At 69.4% G+C, this 17468-nt stretch carries 5 protein-coding genes (1 of these 5 cut by a window edge); 2 read left to right on the forward strand and 3 right to left on the reverse strand.

Going from position 1 to position 17468, the window contains the following annotated elements; all coding sequences use genetic code 11:
• A protein-coding gene (locus AC6JA9_RS20630) for a non-ribosomal peptide synthase/polyketide synthase (RefSeq protein WP_497960505.1) crosses the window boundary here: on the forward strand, window positions 1-11721 show its 3' portion. It extends 6546 nt beyond the left edge of the window; 11721 of the gene's 18267 nt are visible here — the last part of the coding sequence; its start codon lies beyond the left edge, outside the window; its stop codon occupies window positions 11719-11721.
• Window positions 11722-11768: 47 nt separating this feature from the next.
• On the opposite strand, the gene AC6JA9_RS20635 is transcribed toward AC6JA9_RS20630, so the two are convergent.
• The 3 genes from AC6JA9_RS20635 to AC6JA9_RS20645 all read right to left on the reverse strand — a co-directional run bounded on the left by AC6JA9_RS20635 (window position 11769) and on the right by AC6JA9_RS20645 (window position 13709).
• Window positions 11769-12236 carry an SRPBCC family protein gene (locus AC6JA9_RS20635; RefSeq protein ID WP_046713612.1) on the reverse strand — a complete coding sequence of 156 codons (468 nt, stop codon included), beginning with the start codon at window positions 12234-12236 and terminating at the stop codon, window positions 11769-11771.
• Entirely contained in the window at window positions 12233-12622 is a 390-nt protein-coding gene (locus AC6JA9_RS20640) for an ArsR/SmtB family transcription factor (protein WP_223748777.1), read from the reverse strand. The genes AC6JA9_RS20635 and AC6JA9_RS20640 overlap by 4 nt, the downstream gene beginning before the upstream one ends.
• A gap of 82 nt (window positions 12623-12704) precedes the next feature.
• A complete protein-coding gene (locus tag AC6JA9_RS20645) occupies window positions 12705-13709 on the reverse strand; it encodes an N-acetylmuramoyl-L-alanine amidase family protein (protein WP_497960508.1) in 1005 nt (334 codons plus the stop codon).
• 149 nt (window positions 13710-13858) lie between these two features.
• Between AC6JA9_RS20645 and AC6JA9_RS20650 the strand changes: the two genes are divergently transcribed.
• Entirely contained in the window at window positions 13859-17428 is a 3570-nt protein-coding gene (locus tag AC6JA9_RS20650) for a DEAD/DEAH box helicase (protein ID WP_497960510.1), read from the forward strand.
• Window positions 17429-17468 lie beyond the last annotated feature (40 nt).

Below are 17468 nucleotides of genomic sequence, written 5' to 3' on the forward strand. Positions count from 1 at the left end.
GACGCGTCCGTCCAGCAGCTCGTTCAAATCTCGGATGGACACACCTTGTGCGTGGTGCCTCAGGCCGCTCGCCAGGATGCGGCCCTGTTGGTGGCGTGGGTCGAGCGACACGGCGTCGACGTGCTCGACTGTGCGCCGTCCCACCTGCGCCTGCTTCTCGGTGAGGGGCTGGCGTCACGTCGCGAGCTGCGAGTCCTCGTGGGCGGCGAAGCGGTGGACGAGGCGCTCTGGGAGCAGCTCTCCCTCCACCCGCGCATCACCGCGTTCAACGTCTATGGGCCCACCGAGTGCACGGTGGACTCCACGGTGCGTGCCGTGCGTGGAGCAGCGCGGCCTTCGCTTGGAGCCCCGCTGGCGAATGTCCGGGCGTACGTCCTGGACGCGAACCTCCAACCTGTCGCCGTGGGTGTGCCCGGGGAGCTGTTCCTGGCAGGCGAGGGTGTGGGGCGTGGCTATCTGGAACGTCCAGCGCTGACAGCGGAGCGGTTCGTTCCCAATCCCTTCAGCACCGTCCCGGGTGCGCGCATGTACCGCACGGGAGACAAGGCGCGCTGGCTCCCCGACGGTGAGCTCGCGTTCCTCGGCCGCCTCGACTTCCAGGTGAAGCTGCGTGGCTTCCGCATCGAGCTGGGGGAAATCGAGTCCGTGCTGCGCGCGCATCCCTCGGTGGGGGATGCGGTGGCGGTGGTGCGTGACGAGGGCTCCGCGGGCGCGAAGCTGGTGGCGTACGTGGTGCCCTCGCGTGAGCATCCCGAGCGGCCCGACCCTACGGAGCTTCGTGCGCATCTGGTGGGCCGGCTGCCTGAGTACATGGTTCCCTCCGCGCTGACGGTGTTGGAGTCATTGCCACTGACTCCGAGTGGCAAGGTGAATCGCAAGGCGCTGCCCGCGGTGGAGCTGGGGGCGACGGCGGGAGTCGACTTCGTCGCGCCGGGGACCGCGACGGAGCAGTTGCTGGCGGGGATCTTCGCGGAGGTGCTGGGGCTCGACAGGGTGGGGATTCACAGCCACTTCTTCGAGCTGGGCGGACACTCGCTGCTGGCGACGCGAGCCATCTCGCGGATTCGGAGCGCGTTCAGTCTGGAGGTCCCGCTGCGGGAGCTGTTCGTGTCGCCCACCGTGGCGTCGCTCGCGGTGCGCGTGGACCGGTTGATTCGAGCGGGGGCATCGTTGGCGGTGCCTCCGTTGAAGCCTCGTGAGGACAAGGGTCAGCCGGCGCGGCTCTCCTTCGCTCAGCAGCGACTGTGGTTCCTGGACCAACTGGAGCCCGGCAGCGCTTCGTACAACATGCCGGGTGCCGTGCGGATGAGCGGTCCGCTGGACACCGAGGCCTTGGCGAGGACGTTCCAGGAGCTCGTCCGCCGTCATGAGGCACTGCGCACCACGTTCCGGAGTGAAAACGGCGTGGCAGTGCAGAGTGTTTTGTCCGAAGTCGAGGTGCCCCTGCGCGTGGTCCAGTTGGAGGGACTCCCGGAGGCCGCGCGTGAGGCGGAGGCGCGTCGTCATGTGGAGCAGGAGGTGTTGCTCCCGTTCGATCTGGCGCGAGGGCCGCTGCTGAGGGTGACGTTGCTGAGGCTCTCCGCGGAGGAGCACGTGTTGGTGGTGGTGATGCACCACATCGTGTCGGACGGTTGGTCGACGGGGCTGTTGGTGAGGGAAGTGGCGGCGCTCTATGGGGCGTATGCGGAGGGGAAGCCGTCGCCGTTGGTCGAGCTGCCGGTGCAGTACGGAGACTACGCGGAGTGGCAGCGAGGGTGGCTGCGGGGGGAAGTGCTGGAGCAGCAGGTGGAGTACTGGCGCAAGCAGTTGGAGGGAGCGCCAAAGGCTCTGGAGTTGGTGACGGACAAGCCGAGGCCCGCGGCGCAGAGCTTCCGTGGGGCGGTGTTGGAGCGGCGGTGGGAGAAGGAGCTGTGGAGGAAGGTGGAGGAGGTGAGTCGTCGTGAAGGGGTGACACCCTTCATGGTGCTGCTGAGCGCGTACCAGGTGGTGCTGTCGAGGCACGCGGGGCAGCGGGAAGTGGTGGTGGGTTTCCCGATTGCAGGGCGTACGCACGCGGAGACAGAAGGGCTGATCGGGTACTTCGCGAACACGCTGGTGCTGAGGGGGCGAGTGGAGGAGGGGGAGACGTTCGGGGAGTTGGTGGGGAGGGCGAAGGAGGTGACGTTGGGGGCGTACGCGCACCAGGACGTGCCGTTCGAGAAGCTGGTGGAGGAGCTGCTGCCGGAACGGGATTTGAGCCGAAGTCCGCTGTTCCAGGTGAGCCTGACGTTGCAGAACACGCCCGGGGTGGAGGTGAAGCTGGGGAAGGGGCTGGTGCTGAAGGGGCTGGAGACGGACACGAAGACGTCGAAGTTCGACCTCTCGCTGTCCGTGGGCGAGGACGCGGACGGGGTGGTGGTGGCGCTGAACTACAACAGCGACCTGTTCGAGGAAGGGACAGCGGAGCGGTTGGTGAGGCACGTGAGGCGAGTGCTGGAGGGAGGCGTGGAGGGGTGGGGGAAGAAGGTGCGGGAGCTGTCGCTAGAGACAGCGGCAGAGCGGCAGCGAGTGGTGGTGGAGTGGAGCGGGCGTAAGCATGTGTCCGGGACGAAGTCCCGCGAGCACGGCCAGCTTCCGCACGCGATGACGAGCGCTGCGCTGTCTGATGTCCAATCGATGGCGGCGTGGAACGACCGAGGAGGAAGTCCTTCTTCACCAGGTGAACAAACCCTGGCTGCGCTGTTCGAAGCGACGGTGGCCGCTGGACCTGACGCGGTCGCGGTGGTCGACGCCGCCGGTGAGTCATTGACGTACGGGCAGCTCAACGAGAGAGCGAACCAGCTGGCGCACCACTTGAGGAGCGTGGGAGTGGGCCCCGAAGTGCGGGTGGGGCTGAGTGTGGAGCGCTCGTTGGAGTGGGTGGTGGCGGTGCTGGGGGTGGTGAAGGCGGGAGGAGCGTACGTGCCGCTGGAGGGGAGCAACCCGGCGGAGCGAATGAGGTGGATGAAGAGGGAGGCGGGGGTGGCGGTGGTGGTGGGCCGCGAGGAGTTGGTGGAGGAGGTGGCGGAGAGCACGGACGTGGTGGTGAGCCTCGACGCGGACGCGGCGTTGATTGGACGTCAGCCAAAGAGCAACCCGCCGCTCCGAGGAGATGGAAGCAGTCTGGCGTACGTCATGTACACGTCGGGAAGCACGGGGACGCCGAAGGGCGTGGGGGTGCCGCAGAAGGCAGTGGCGAGACTGGTGAAGGGAGCCACGTACGCGAGCTTCAGCGCGGAGGAGGTGTGGTTGCAGTTGGCTCCGGTGGGCTTCGACGCGTCGACGCTGGAGGTATGGGGTGCGCTGCTGAACGGAGCGAAGCTGGTGGTGTACCCGGCGAAGGCGCTTGCGCTGGAGGAAGTGGCGGCGACGCTGAAGGCGCACCAGGTGACGTCGCTGTGGCTGACAGCGGCGCTCTTCGAGCAGATGCAGGCGTACCAGCCGGAGGCACTGGCGGGAGTGAAGCAGGTACTGGCGGGAGGAGACGTGCTGCCGGTGCAGCGGGTGAAGGAGCGGCTGCGCGCGGGAGGCACGCTCATCAACGGGTACGGCCCGACGGAGAACACGACGTTCACGACGACGTGGAGGATGCAGAAGGAGTCGGACGTTGGAGAGAGAGGCGTGCCGATTGGGCGTCCGGTGGAAGGCACGGAAGTGTACGTGCTGGACGAGGGACTGCGTCCTGTGGCGGTGGGAGTGCCGGGAGAGCTGTACGCGGGAGGCGAGGGGCTGGCGCGGGGGTACGTGGGGAAGCCGGAGCTGACGGCGGAGCGCTTCGTGCCGAGTCCGTTTGGAGAGGGCGTGAGGCTGTACCGGACAGGGGACGTGGTCCGCTGGAAGGACGACGGAGCGCTGGAGTTTTTGGGGAGGCGAGACGGGCAGGTGAAGGTGAGGGGGTACCGGATTGAGTTGGGGGAGGTGGAGGAGGGGCTGAAGGCGGTGGCGGGGGTGCGTGAAGCGGTAGCAATGGTGAGGGAGGAGAGAGGGGACAAGAGGCTGGTGGGGTACGTGGTGGGAGAGGTGGAGGGGGCGGCGGTGAAGGAGGGGATGAGGAGGAGGCTGCCGGAGTACCTGGTGCCGACGGTGGTGGTGGTGCTGGAGGCGCTGCCGCTGACGGCGAACGGGAAGGTGGACCGCAGGGCGCTGCCGGCGCCGGAGGCGGTGACGTCACCGGAAGACGCCTACGAAGCACCGGGAGAGGGACTGGAAGCGAAGCTGGCGGAGGTGTTCAGCGAAGTGCTGGGAGCGAAGCGAGTCGGGAGGAAGGACGACTTCTTCGAACTCGGAGGACACTCGCTGCTGGCGACGCAGGTGGTGGCGCGAGTGCGCGCACTCACTGGCATCGACCTCCCGCTGCGGACTCTCTTCGAAGCACCGACCCTCGAAGCGCTCGCGAGACGTCTCGATTCCTCGCGTGGGGACAGCACGACGCCCGACGTCTTCCCGCTGGTCCCTCGGCCTCGCTCTGGCCCGCCGCCGCTGTCGTTCGCGCAGCAGCGCCTATGGTTCTTCGAGCAGCTCTCTCCTGGCAGCGCCGCATACAACGTTCCGATCCACCTCCAGTTGAATGGAGCGCTGCGAATCGACGCGCTCGAGCGAGCGTTCTCCGAGTTGGTGGCGCGTCACGAATCCCTGCGCACCGGCTTCGCCCTGCACGAAGGGGTCCCAGTCCAGGTCATCCACGCCTCCGAAGACTTCCAGCTCGCCTTCGAGGACCTGAGCGCGTTGCCCGAAGTGGGCCGCCGGAGCGCGGTGCGGCGCCGTGCCGTCGAGGAGTCGCTGCGACCGTTCGACCTCGGGCAGCCCAGGCTCCTGCGCGCCACACTGCTCCGACTCGCTCCCGAGCAACATGTGCTGTCGCTGGTGATGCATCACATCGTCTCGGACGGCTGGTCCCTGGGGGTGCTGGTGCGAGAGCTCGGCGCGCTCTACGTCGCCTTCTCCGAGGGACGACAGTCGCCGCTGCCCGCGCTCCCGGTGCAGTACGCGGACTACGCGCTCTGGCAACGCGAGTGGCTGAGCGGAACGCGACTGGAGACGCAGCTCGACTGGTGGAGGGAGCGGCTCGCCGGAGCGCCCCCGCATCTGGAGTTGCCCATCAAGGGGCCTCGCCCCGCGGTCCAATCGCAGCGAGGCTCCACCGTCCCCGTACGGCTCCCGGGCGCGCTGCGAGACGCGGTGGGCGCGCTGGCCCGCGAGACGGGAACCACCCCCTTCATGGTGTTGCTCTCGGCGTTCCAGGTGTTGCTGTCCCGCTACTCGGGGCAGGACGACATCAGCGTGGGCTCGCCCATCGCGGGCCGCCGGTATGCGGAGACGGAGGGCCTCATCGGCTTCTTCGTCAACACGTTGGTCCTGCGCGCGCGGGTGCAGCCCGCGGAGACGTTCCTCCAACTGCTGGCCCAGGTCCGTGAGACCACGCTCGGGGCCTACGAGCACCAGGACCTCCCCTTCGAGAAGCTGGTGGAGGCGCTGCGCCCCGCCCGCGACTTGAGTCGCACCGCGCTGTTCCAGGTCCTGTTCGTCCTGCAGAACGCTCCGGTGGAGGCGCTCGAGCTCCCCGCGTTGTCCCTCGTGCCGTTGGAGACGGCGGGCACGGAGGCCGCGCGCTTCGAGCTGTCCCTGAACCTGAGCGAGACCTCGGAGGGAATCACGGGAACACTGCTGTTCAACTCGGACCTGTTCTCCGAGTCCACGGCGGCGCGCATGGTGGCGCACCTTCAGGTGCTGCTGGAGGCGATCACCGCGAACCCTGGCCAGCGCCTCTCCGCGCTGCCGCTGATGACGCCAGCCGAGCGGCAACAGGTCCTGGGCTCGTGGTCCACGACCCCTGCGGACTTCTCGAACGCGGCGCCGTTGCATGTGCTCATCGAGCAACAGGCGGCCCGAACCCCCATGGCGCCCGCCGTGCGCTACGAGGACGTGCTGCTGTCGTACGCGCAGCTCGACGCACGAGCCAATCAGCTCGCGAGGCATCTGCGGGAGCTCGGCGTCGGGCCCGACGTCCCGGTGGCGCTGTGCCTGGAGCGGAGCGTGGAGTTGGTGGTGGCGCTGCTGGGTGTCCTGAAGGCCGGAGGCGCCTACGTGCCGCTGGAGCCAGCACAGCCCGCGACGCGTCTGCGCGTGCTCGTGGAGGAGGTCGCCGCGCCCGTCGTGGTGACGGAGTCTCGTCACGCTGCTTTGTTCGAGACCTGTGCCGCGCGTCGGGTGTTGATGGACCGGGACGCCGCGCTGCTAGCGGGGCATTCAGCAGCCGCGCCGGCCGTGCTGGTCGCGCCGGAGAACACCGCATACGTGTTGTTCACCTCGGGCAGCACGGGGCGTCCCAAGGGCGTGGCCGTGTCACACGGGGCGCTGGTCAACTACGTCCAGGCCGCGACCGAGCGGCTCGGGCTGCGTGAGTGCGCGAGCTTCGCGTTGGTGTCCACCTTCGGCGCGGACCTGGGCAACACGGTGCTGTTCCCGGCGCTGTGCACGGGAGGCGTGCTGCATGTCCTCTCGTCCGAGCGCATGGGGAATCCCATGGGCGTGGCGGAGTACTTCCAGCGTCACCCGGTGGACTGCGTGAAGATGGTGCCCGCGCACCTCTCCGCCTGGTTGACGGCGCCGGAGCCGGTGCGAGTGCTGCCTCGCAAGCGACTGGTCCTGGGTGGTGAATCCTCGACGTGGGCGCTGGTGGAGCAGGTGCGTGCCCTGACTCCGACGCTGGAGGTGTTCAACCACTACGGCCCCACGGAGACGACCGTGGGTGTGCTCGCGGGACCGGTGGATGCGGTGGTCCGGGCGGCGACCGTGCCGCTGGGGCGGCCGTTGGCGAAGGCGCGCGTGTACGTGCTGGATGCCGAGCAGCGTCCGGTGCCGACCGGAGTGCCCGGCGAGCTGTTCATCGGCGGCGAGCAGGTGGCGCGTGGGTATCTGGGGCGCCCTGACCTGACGGCGGAGCGTTTCGGTCCGGACCCGTTCAGCCCAGTGTCGGGAGCTCGGATGTACCGCACGGGGGACAGGGTGCGGTGGCTCGAGGATGGCAGGGTGGAGTTCCTGGGCCGCGCGGACTTCCAGGTGAAGGTGCGAGGCTTCCGCGTGGAGCCTGGAGAGGTGGCGGCGGTCCTGCGCGAGCATCCCTCGGTGGGTGACGCGGTGGTGGTGGCTCGCGAGGACGCGGCTGGTGACAAGCGGCTGGTCGCGTATGTCATCGCGAGCGCCTCGGGAGTCGTGGACCTGGGGATGTTGCGAGGCTTCCTCCAGGAGCGCTTGCCCGCGCACATGGTGCCCTCGGGCTTCATGATGCTGGAGGCGTTGCCGCTGACGCCGAATGGCAAGCTGGATCGCCGGGCGTTGCCCGAACCGGAGGCGGGGGCTCTGGCTTCAGGCGCGGTGCATGTGCCGCCCGCGACGCCGATGGAGGAGTCGCTGGCCTCCATCTGGAAGGAGGTCCTGCGAGTCGAGCGCGTGAGTCGTCACGATGACTTCTTCGCGCTGGGTGGGCATTCGCTCATCGCGACGCAGGTGGTGGCGCGGCTGCGTGGCTCGCTGGGCGTGGAGGTGCCGCTGAGGGCGCTCTTCGAGGCGCCCACGCTGGAGGGACTTGCGCGCAAGGTGGAGCAGGTCGCGCGAGCCGTTTCGGTACCGGCGTTGCGGCCCTCCGCGCGGCAGGGGGCACTGCCGTTGTCCTTCGCTCAGCAGCGCCTGTGGTTCCTCGACAAGCTCGAACCTGGGAGTGTCACGTACAACGTCCCGTCGGCGCTCCGGTTGGAGGGGGCTCTCGATGTGGAGGCGCTGGAGCGAGCGTTCTCCGAGGTGATTCGTCGTCACGAGAACCTGCGCACCAGCTTCCCTGATGAGGGCGGTGTGCCCGTGCAGGTGATCTCCCCACCATCGCCGTTCCAGTTCCGTCGAGTCGATCTGCACGAGGAGACGGAGCGAGAGTCGACGTTGCTGCGTCTCGTCGGCGAGGAGGTCGCGCGGCCGTTCAATCTGTCGCGCGGACCGCTGCTGCGGGCGACGTTGGTGAGGCTCTCCGCGGAGGAGCACGTGTTGGTGGTGGTACTGCACCACATCGTGTCGGACGGCTGGTCGACGGGGCTGTTGGTGAGGGAAGTGGCGGCGCTCTACGGGGCGTATGCGGAGGGGAAGCCGTCGCCGCTGGGCGAGCTGCCGGTGCAGTACGGGGACTATGCGGAGTGGCAGCGAGGGTGGTTGCAGGGGGAGGTGCTGGAGCAGCAGGTGGAGTACTGGCGCAAGCAGTTGGAGGGAGCGCCAAGGGCTCTGGAGTTGGTGACGGACAAGCCGAGGCCGGCGGCGCAGAGCTTCCGGGGTGGCTTCGTCCAGACGCAGTGGCCGAAGGAGCTATGGAGGAAGGTGGAGGAGGTGAGTCGTCGTGAAGGGGTGACACCCTTCATGGTGTTGCTGAGCGCGTACCAGGTGGTGCTGTCGAGGCACGCGGGGCAGCGGGAAGTGGTGGTGGGTTTCCCGATTGCAGGGCGTACGCACGCGGAGACCGAAGGGCTGATCGGGTACTTCGCGAACACGCTGGTGCTGAGAGGGCGAGTGGAGGAGGGGGAGACGTTCGGGGAGTTGGTGGGGAGGGCGAAGGAGGTGACGTTGGGTGCGTACGCTCACCAGGACGTGCCATTCGAGAAGCTGGTGGAGGAGCTGCTGCCGGAACGGGATTTGAGCCGCAGTCCGCTGTTCCAGGTGAGCCTGACGTTGCAGAACACGCCCGGGGTGGAGGTGAAGCTGGGGAAGGGGCTGGTGCTGAAGGGGCTGGAGACGGACACGAAGACGTCGAAGTTCGACTTCTCGTTGCTCGTGGGAGAGGGGCCGGACGGAGTGGCGGTGGTGCTGAACTACAACAGCGACCTGTTCGAGGAAGGGACAGCGGAGCGGTTGATGAGGCACGTGAGGCGAGTGCTGGAAGGGGGCGTGGAGGGGTGGGGGAAGCGTGTGAGGGAGTTGCCGCTGGAGACGGAGGAGGAGCGGCGGCGGGTGGTGGCGTGGAGCGGCCGAGGCTCATCGCGCGCGGAGAGGCTTGGCGCAGAGCCTCGTGAGAATGAACAGCAGGAGGCGCGACGCCAGCACGGACAGAGCCCGCGGTCGTTGCATGAGCAGACCCTGGCCGGGCTGTTCGAAGCGACGGTGGCCGCTGGACCTGATGCGGTCGCGGTGGTCGACGCCGCCGGTGAGTCATTGACGTACGGGCAGCTCAACGAGAGAGCGAACCAGCTGGCGCACCACTTGAGGAGCGTGGGAGTGGGCCCCGAGGTGAGGGTGGGGCTGAGCGTGGAGCGCTCGTTGGAGTGGGTGGTGGCGGTGCTGGGGGTGGTGAAGGCGGGAGGAGCGTACGTGCCGCTGGAGGGGAGCAACCCGGCGGAGCGATTGAGGTGGATGAAGAGGGAGGCGGGGGTGGCGGTGGTGGTGGGCCGCGAGGAGTTGGTGGAGGAGGTGGCGGAGAGCGCGGACGTGGTGGTGAGCCTCGACGCGGACGCGGCGTTGATTGGACGTCAGCCGAAGAGCAACCCGCCGCTCCGAGGAGATGGAAGCAACCTGGCGTACGTCATGTACACATCGGGAAGCACGGGGACGCCGAAGGGCGTGGGGGTGCCGCAGAAGGCAGTGGCGAGACTGGTGAAGGGAGCCACGTACGCGAGCTTCAGTGCGGAGGAGGTGTGGCTGCAGTTGGCGCCCGTGGGCTTCGACGCGTCGACGCTGGAGGTATGGGGCGCGTTGCTGAACGGAGCGAAGCTGGTGGTGTACCCAGCGAAGGAGCTGGCGCTGGAGGAAGTGGCTGCCACGCTGAAGGCGCACCAGGTGACGTCGCTGTGGCTGACAGCGGCGCTCTTCGAGCAGATGCAGGCGTACCAGCCGGAGGCACTGGCGGGAGTGAAGCAGGTGCTGGCGGGAGGAGACGTGCTGCCGGTGCAGCGGGTGAAGGAGCGGCTGCGCGCGGGAGGCACGCTCATCAACGGGTACGGCCCGACGGAGAACACGACGTTCACGACGACGTGGAGGATGCAGAAGGAGTCGGACGTCGGAGAGAGAGGAGCGCCGATTGGGCGTCCGGTGGAAGGCACGGAAGTGTACGTGCTGGACGAGGGCCTGCGTCCTGTGGCGGTGGGAGTGCCGGGAGAGCTGTACGCGGGGGGCGAGGGGCTGGCGCGGGGGTACGTGGGGAAGCCGGAGCTGACGGCGGAGCGCTTCGTGCCGAGCCCGTTTGGAGAGGGCGAGAGGCTGTACCGGACAGGGGACGTGGTCCGCTGGAGGGACGACGGAGCGCTGGAGTTCCTGGGGCGGCGTGACGGGCAGGTGAAGGTGAGGGGGTACCGGATTGAGTTGGGGGAGGTGGAGGAGGGGCTGAAGCAGCAGGCAGGAGTGAAGGAAGCAGTGGCGGTGGTGAGGCAGGAGAGAGGAGACAAGAGGCTGGTGGGGTACGTGGTGGGCGAGGTGGAGGGGACGGCGGTGAAGGAGGGGATGAGGAGGAGGCTGCCGGAGTACCTGGTGCCGACGGTGGTGGTGGTGCTGGAGGCGCTGCCGCTGACGGCGAACGGGAAGGTGGACCGCAGGGCGCTGCCGGAGCCGGAGGCGGTGACGTCACCGGAAGACGCCTACGAAGCACCACGAGAGGGGTTGGAAGCGAAGCTGGCGGAGGTGTTCAGCGAAGTGCTGGGAGCGAAGCGAGTCGGGAGGAAGGACGACTTCTTCGAACTCGGAGGGCACTCGCTGCTGGCGACGCAGGTGGTGGCGCGAGTGCGTGCACTCACCGGCATCGACCTCCCACTGCGTGCCCTCTTCGAGGCCCCTTCGGTCGAACAGCTCGCGTCGTGGCTCGAAGTGTCCCGTGGTGACAGCCCGGCCCGAGACTGCGTGACGTTGCAGTCCGAGGGCACGGGCACGCCGGTGTTCTTCGTTCACGCGGTTGGCGGAGCGGTGGGACCCTATCGGCTGCTCTCACGGTGGATGGGAGCGGGCCGACCGGTCTACGCCTTCCAGTCGCCAGGGCTCGACGGCGCGGAGCCTCCACTCGAACACATGGACGCGCTCGTGCGGCGTTACGTGGCCGCGCTGCGCGCCGTACGCCCCGAAGGCCCGTATGTGCTCGGGGGCTGGTCCATGGGCGGCGTCGTGGCCTTCGAGATGGCTCGCGAGCTGGAGCGTCAGGGACAGCGCGTCGAACAGCTCATCCTCCTCGACAGCTTCGCGTCCACGGACGAGCTGCTCACGCAAGGACCCGACGACGCGCTGCTCCTCGCGGGGATGGCGATGGACCTCGCGCGGACCGCGGGAGTCGAGTCGACGCTCCGGCCCGAGTCTCTCGCGGGGCTCTCCGAAGATGAGCAGCTCGCTCGGGTCATCGCGTATGCACGGGAGTCCGGGTGGCTTCCCCCCGAGGTCCAGGACTCGGACCTCCGGGCCTGGCGTGACGTGACCCGCGCGAACCTGCGGGTCCTGTCCACGTTCCGTCCAGGCGCCTACGGAGGCCCCGTGTTGCTGCTGCGCGCGAAGGACGCGAAGCGGGAGCGCTCCGTGGAGCCGACCCACGGATGGTCTCGCTACGTGGCCCCGGAGCAGCTCGAGGTCGAGGACGTCCCGGGCACCCACTACACCCTGCTGCACGCTCCGCACGTCCAAGCCCTGGCCGCGCGAATCGTGAAGCACGTCTCCGAGCCCTTCCTGCGGCAGGACGACGAACGGAACGAGGGCGCCTGAGGACTCCCCTGCGCCTCGCCCGACGTGGGCACTCGCGCGACGAGTGCCTACTGCCGCGTCGCGAGGTGCTGGTCGAGCCGCGCGAGCGTCTGCTGGCCACCTTCGATGGCGTACTTCGCCGCCTGCTCGCGCGCTTCGACGGTGGGCAGCGTGTGCTGCATCGTGACGCGCGTCTTTCCCGCCTCGTCCTGGAAGGTGACGACGGCCTTGAACAGCACCTCGCCTTCCTTCGTGCCGTGATCCCACTCGAGCCGCTCGTTGGGGACGACCTTCGTGTAGACGATGTGGTTCGCGTAGTCGGTGCCATCGGGCCCGTGCATGGTGAACTTCCACGCGCCCCCCGGCCGCACGTCCTTGCTCACCGTGGTCGTGCGGAAGCCGTTCGGCCCCCACCAGTGGGAGATCATCTCCGCGTCGGTGAACGCCTGGAAGACCAGCGCGCGTGGGGCGCTGATGAGCCGCGACAGTTCCAGCTGACGCTTCGCGAGTTCGTTGAGGTCGAGCGCTGCGTTCATGGGGGGGCTCCTCGGTCCTTCTTCTTCGGGGTTGGAATCTTGCGGCCGCGCGCCGGGCGCTTCTGCCCCTGGACGTCGGCGAGATAGTCCTCGAGCCGGTCGAGGCTGGCCTCCCAGAACTCGCGATAGTCCTCGAGCCAGTCGGTCGCGTCCTTCAGCGGCTCCGGCGCGAGTCTGCAGGGGCGCCACTGGGCTTCGCGGCTCCGCGTGATCAGCCCCGCGCGCTCGAGCACCTTGAGGTGCTTCGTCACGGCGGGGAGGCTCATGTCGAAGGGTTGGGCGAGCTCCGTGACGGAGGTCTCCCCCTTCGAGAGCCGCGCGAGGATCGCGCGCCGGGTCGGGTCGGCGAGTGCGGCAAAGGTGGCGCTGAGTGGGTCGCTCGGCATGGCTTGATTAACCTTCTGTTAAAATAACCAACTGGTTAAATGAAAGGCAAGCGCGAATCGCGTCGAGCGTTCGCTGTGCGGTTCAGGGCTGCTGCGTCGAAACGCGCGGGGGCGGAGGCGGCGCGAAGGCCTCCACGAGTCCCTGGGTCATCGCGGTGGCGAAGACCTCCAGCGTGCGCTCCTCGCGCCAGCGCGCGGCCTCCTCGAAGTCGAGCGCGTGGTGCGTCTCCACGATGACCGAGGGCATCGTCGGCTTGCGCAGGACGAAGATCTGCCGGTGTGACGGCTCGCGGGACACGAAGACGCCGGGCTGCGCGGTGTCGGTGGCGTAGAGGCCCACGTAGTCCACGCCGTCGTAGTGGAGGAACCCGCCGCGCGACAGGTTCCGCGCCAGCGCTCGCGCCAGCTCCGCGCGGCGACCCTGGAGGGGGGCGGGCGCATCCTCGGACCAGAGCACGCTGAAGCCGGGCGTCGTGTCCTGGCGGTTGCACGACTGTCCCTCCGCGGGCGCCCACGGCTGCGACGTGCCTCGCGAGTCCGAGTGCAGGCTCACGAACACGTGCGCGCCCCAGCGCTCCGCATCGGCGAGCCGACTCGTATACGGCACCCGCTGTCCCGGCTCACGGCTGATGCGCACCTCGAAGTGCCCCGTGGCCACCAACCGCCGCGCCAGGTCCTGCGCCACGCGCAACGTGAAGACCTCCTCGTCCTCGCACGTGACGGAGCGGTTGCCCGTGTTCCCCTCGGCGCCGTGTCCCGCGTCCAGGTACACCCGACGTCGCGCGAAGCCCTCGGGCACGTTCGCGGGGACGTGCGTCAGCGTGGCTCCCGGCGCGGGCCACCTGGCCACGACAGGCGGCTCGACGACCGTCTCCGCCGCGCGCATCGGCCTGTGGGGAAGGGCGCCCCGTGTGCCTTCCACGGCCCCACGGACGGCGCTCGGGTCGACGGGGAGCGAGCCCGGCCGCGCCGCCTGGGACAGGTGCGTCGAGGCATCAGGAGACACCTCGCTCGAGGCGCGCACGCAGGCGGTGCCCGTGAGCAGCAAGACTCCCAGTCCCCACACTCCAGCGGCGGATGTCGGCATGTCAGGTTCGACGCCTGTCGAGCGGGCGTCGTTCCGCAGTGTGGCCCGGAATGACGGGGAAGCGGAAGCCGGCCCGGGGAGCCCGCCTGCCCGGACGCCCTGTCGTCGCGCTTGCGTTTCCGTCGCGCATCGCGAAGAAGCGGGGAGCCATGTCCGTGGAGCGCCCGCAGCCCGATTCCTCCGCTGTCCCACACTTCGCCACGGAAGGAGCCCTGCGCGCCTGGCTGCGCGAGCACGGCGTCGAGCACCTGTCCCGCCTGAGCCTCACGGTGCTGTCGCCCTTCGTGGACCCCGCGCTGCTGCCTCAGTCCCGCCCCGCGATGGCCCGCCGCAGGCTGGTGGAGATGCTCAGCGAGGAGGGCCGTACGCGCTGGACGCAGGAGTCCCTGCCGTCGCCGAAGATGAAGGACCTCCTGCCCCGGCTCGCGTGGCGCTTCGTCGAGGAGGAGCGCAAGCAGGCGGAGGAGACCCGCGCCACGCTCGCCGCGCGACTGGCGCCGCCCGAGGACCCGCGCACCCACCGTGTCCATGGCCTGTTGCTGGACCTGCGCTCCCGCGCGCCCGCCACCGTGGCCACGCGGCCCTTGCACGCGCTGCAGCTGGAGTCGCTCCAGCACGACGCCGAGCTCCCTGGCTTCCGCTTCCGCGAGACGCGCTGCTCGGAGCTGCCCTACGGCGCGCAGATGGGCTTCATCCTCCCCGAGGCCCGGCTGACCTTCACGCCCTCCGTGGTGCAGGGCGACTGCACCTGTGGCGCGCCGCCGTGTGTCCACCTGGTCGCCGCCATCGACACGGTGCTGTTGTGGCTGAACCAGCCGTGGACGGAGCGCTTCGGCGAGACGCTCGACGAGCTGGTGCGACCGGGGTGGGACCGCACGTTGAGGGCGCTGGAGCGCGCGCTCGATGAGGGCACGGGCAGCGGCGCGGCGGTGGAGGTCTCCTGGCGCGTCGACGTCATCGAGGGCTACGGCGTGGAAGTCCACCCGTACGTGCACCGGCGCAACAAGAAGGGCCTGCGCTCCACCGGAGCCAAGGTGAGTCGCCGCAAGCTGCTCCAGGAGCATGGCTCGCAGCTCTCCTCGCTCGACGCGCGCCTCGCGTCGCTGCTGCCGGATGGCGACGCACCCGCCTCGCGCGCGCTGCTGCTGGAGCTGGTGGACCATCCCCGGCTCTATCAGGAGGGGACGCAGGACCTGCTGGTCCAGGTGGATCGCGCCAAGGTGGGCATCGTCGCCTCTGAGCGGGGCGGCGCTGTCGTCGTCTCCGCGGGCGTGGACGGCGCGAGCCTGCCCGCGTCCATGGTGGACCGCGTGCGCCGCTCGAAGCCGGAGGAGGCCCTCTTCCTCTGGGACGAGGGCTCGCGCAGGCTCACCGTGCTGGACGCGGGCCCGGAGGTCCGCGCGCTCGTCTCCGTCCTCCAGCGCCACGGCAACGTCTTCCCTCCCGAGAGCCACGGCGTGCTGCTGGAGAAGCTGGCGAAGCTCTCGGTGCGGCTGCCCGTGGCCATGCCTCGCGGTGTCATGGGCGAGAAGCTGCCCTCGCTCCAGCTGCCGGTGCTGCGCTTCGAGCTGGAGCCCGGCAGCGCGGTGCGCGTGGAGCTGCGCGTGCGGGCGCTCCCGGACAGCACCAGCTTCATCCCGGGCGAGGGGCCTCGGGACGTGTACCTGCGCCGGGGCCTGGAGCCCGTGCACACGGTGCGCGACTTCGTGAAGGAGCTCGCCGTGGTCCACGCGCTCCAGGCGAGCCTGCCCCTGGCCACCGCGGAGGCGCAGGCGCTGCCGTTCAGCTTCTCGTTCCCCAACGTCCAGGGCGCGCTCGGGCTCTTGTCCGCGTGTCAGTCGCTGGAGTCGCCGCCGGAGCTGGAGTGGGGTGGCTCTCCACTTCGCCTCGTGGGCTCTCGCGGGGCGAGCGCGCTGCGAATCACGGTGGAGCGCAAGCGCGACTGGTTCGGCGTGCTCGGAGGGCTGGCGGTGCAGGGCGAGCGCGTGGAGATGGCGCGGCTGTTGGACGCCGCGCGTCGCAAGGAGCGCTTCGTCCAGGTGAAGGACCAGACCTACGTGGAGGTCGAGGAGGCGCTGCGCCAGCACCTGGAGCGACTGGCGGACCACGCCCACCTTTCGCGCCACGGCTTGGAGGTGGGTCCGGCCGCGGCGGAGTCGCTGTCCGCCCTGGGCAGCGCGGGCGCGACGCTGGACGCGGACGCGACGTGGAGGGGGCTCGTCGAGCGCATCTTCGCCGCACGGGAGCTGAAGCCGAAGGTCCCCGCCACGCTGAAGACGGACCTGCGTGACTACCAGGTCGAGGGCTTCCGCTGGCTCACCCGGCTGGCCTCGTGGGGCGCGGGCGCGGTGCTCGCGGACGACATGGGGCTGGGCAAGACGGTGCAGGCGCTGGCCGTGTTGCTGGAGCGCTCGAAGCTGGGGCCCGCGCTGGTGCTCGCGCCCACCTCCGTGGCCTTCAACTGGATGGACGAGGCGAAGCGCTTCGCGCCGTCGCTGAAGATGCGGCTGTTCTCCGAGGCTGCGGACCGGGGCGGGCTGCTCGAACGGCTGGGTCCCCGCGACGTGCTCGTGCTGAGCTATGGCCTCCTGACGCGCGACATCGGCCGGCTGTCCGAGCTGCGCTTCGCCACGCTCGTCTTCGACGAGGCCCAGGCCCTGAAGAACGCGGGCACCCACCGCTTCCGCGCCGCGCGGGCGCTGCAGGCGGACTTCAAGTTCGCCCTCTCCGGCACTCCATTGGAGAACCACCTGGGAGAGCTGTGGAGCGTCTTCTCGCTCGTCTTCCCCGGGCTGCTCGGCAGCCACGACGCCTTCCGCACCCGCTTCGCGATTCCCATCGAGCGCAGGGTGGACCCCACCGCGGCGCCCGCCCTGGCCAGGGTGCTGCAACCCTTCCTCCTGCGCCGCACCAAGGCCCAGGTGGAGGCGCAGCTGCCGCCGCGCACGGACATCCGCGTGCCCGTCGTCCTCTCCACCCAGGAGTGGACCATGTACGAGGACGCGCGGCTGGCGGCCCTCTCCGCGCTGGAGTCCGCGCCGGAGGTGATGCGCGAGCGGCAGTCACGTGAGCTGGAGCGCCGCTTCGAGGTGCTCGCCGCGCTCACCCGGCTGCGCCTGTTGGCCTCGCACCCGCGCCTCTACGACGCCGAGTCCCGCGTGGAGTCCTCCAAGCTGGAGCGCTTCATGGAGCTGGTCGAGGAGCTTCGCGCCGAGGGCCACCGCGCGCTCGTCTTCAGCCAGTTCACCTCGCACCTGACCCTGGTGCGCGAGGTGCTGGACGCGCGGGGCATCCGCTACGACTACCTGGACGGCTCCTCCACACCCAAGGCCCGAGAGCAGGCCGTGCGCTCCTTCCAGGAGGGCAGCGCACCCCTGTTCCTCATCTCGCTCAAGGCCGGTGGCTTCGGCCTCAACCTCACCGCCGCCAACACCGTCATCCACCTGGACCCGTGGTGGAACCCCGCCGTGGAGGATCAGGCGTCGGACCGCGCGCATCGCATCGGCCAGGAGCGCCCCGTCACCGTCTACCGGCTGGTGGCGCGAGGCACCATCGAGGAGCAGATGCTGTCGCTCCACGAGCACAAGCGCGCGCTCGTCGCGGACGTGCTCGAGGGCAAGGACGGCGCCGGGCGGCTCTCCACGAAGGAGCTGCTTGGCCTCTTGTCCCAGCGCCTTGGGGGCCCCGACGAGGAGGAAGTCCCCCGGACGCGGCACTGAAGCGGGGCAGGGGAGCCCCGCAAAGACAACGGGCAGGTTC

The sequence above is a fragment of the Myxococcus sp. MH1 genome (assembly GCF_059738865.1).

What these genes read in the sequence shown, in the direction of transcription:
- AC6JA9_RS20635 (WP_046713612.1), bottom strand. Translation starts at nt 12,236, where the DNA reads ATGAACGCAGCGCTCGACCTCAACGAACTCGCGAAGCGTCAGCTGGAA.
- AC6JA9_RS20640 (WP_223748777.1), bottom strand. Translation starts at nt 12,622, where the DNA reads ATGCCGAGCGACCCACTCAGCGCCACCTTTGCCGCACTCGCCGACCCG.
- AC6JA9_RS20645 (WP_497960508.1), bottom strand. Translation starts at nt 13,709, where the DNA reads ATGCCGACATCCGCCGCTGGAGTGTGGGGACTGGGAGTCTTGCTGCTC.
- AC6JA9_RS20650 (WP_497960510.1), top strand. Translation starts at nt 13,859, where the DNA reads ATGTCCGTGGAGCGCCCGCAGCCCGATTCCTCCGCTGTCCCACACTTC.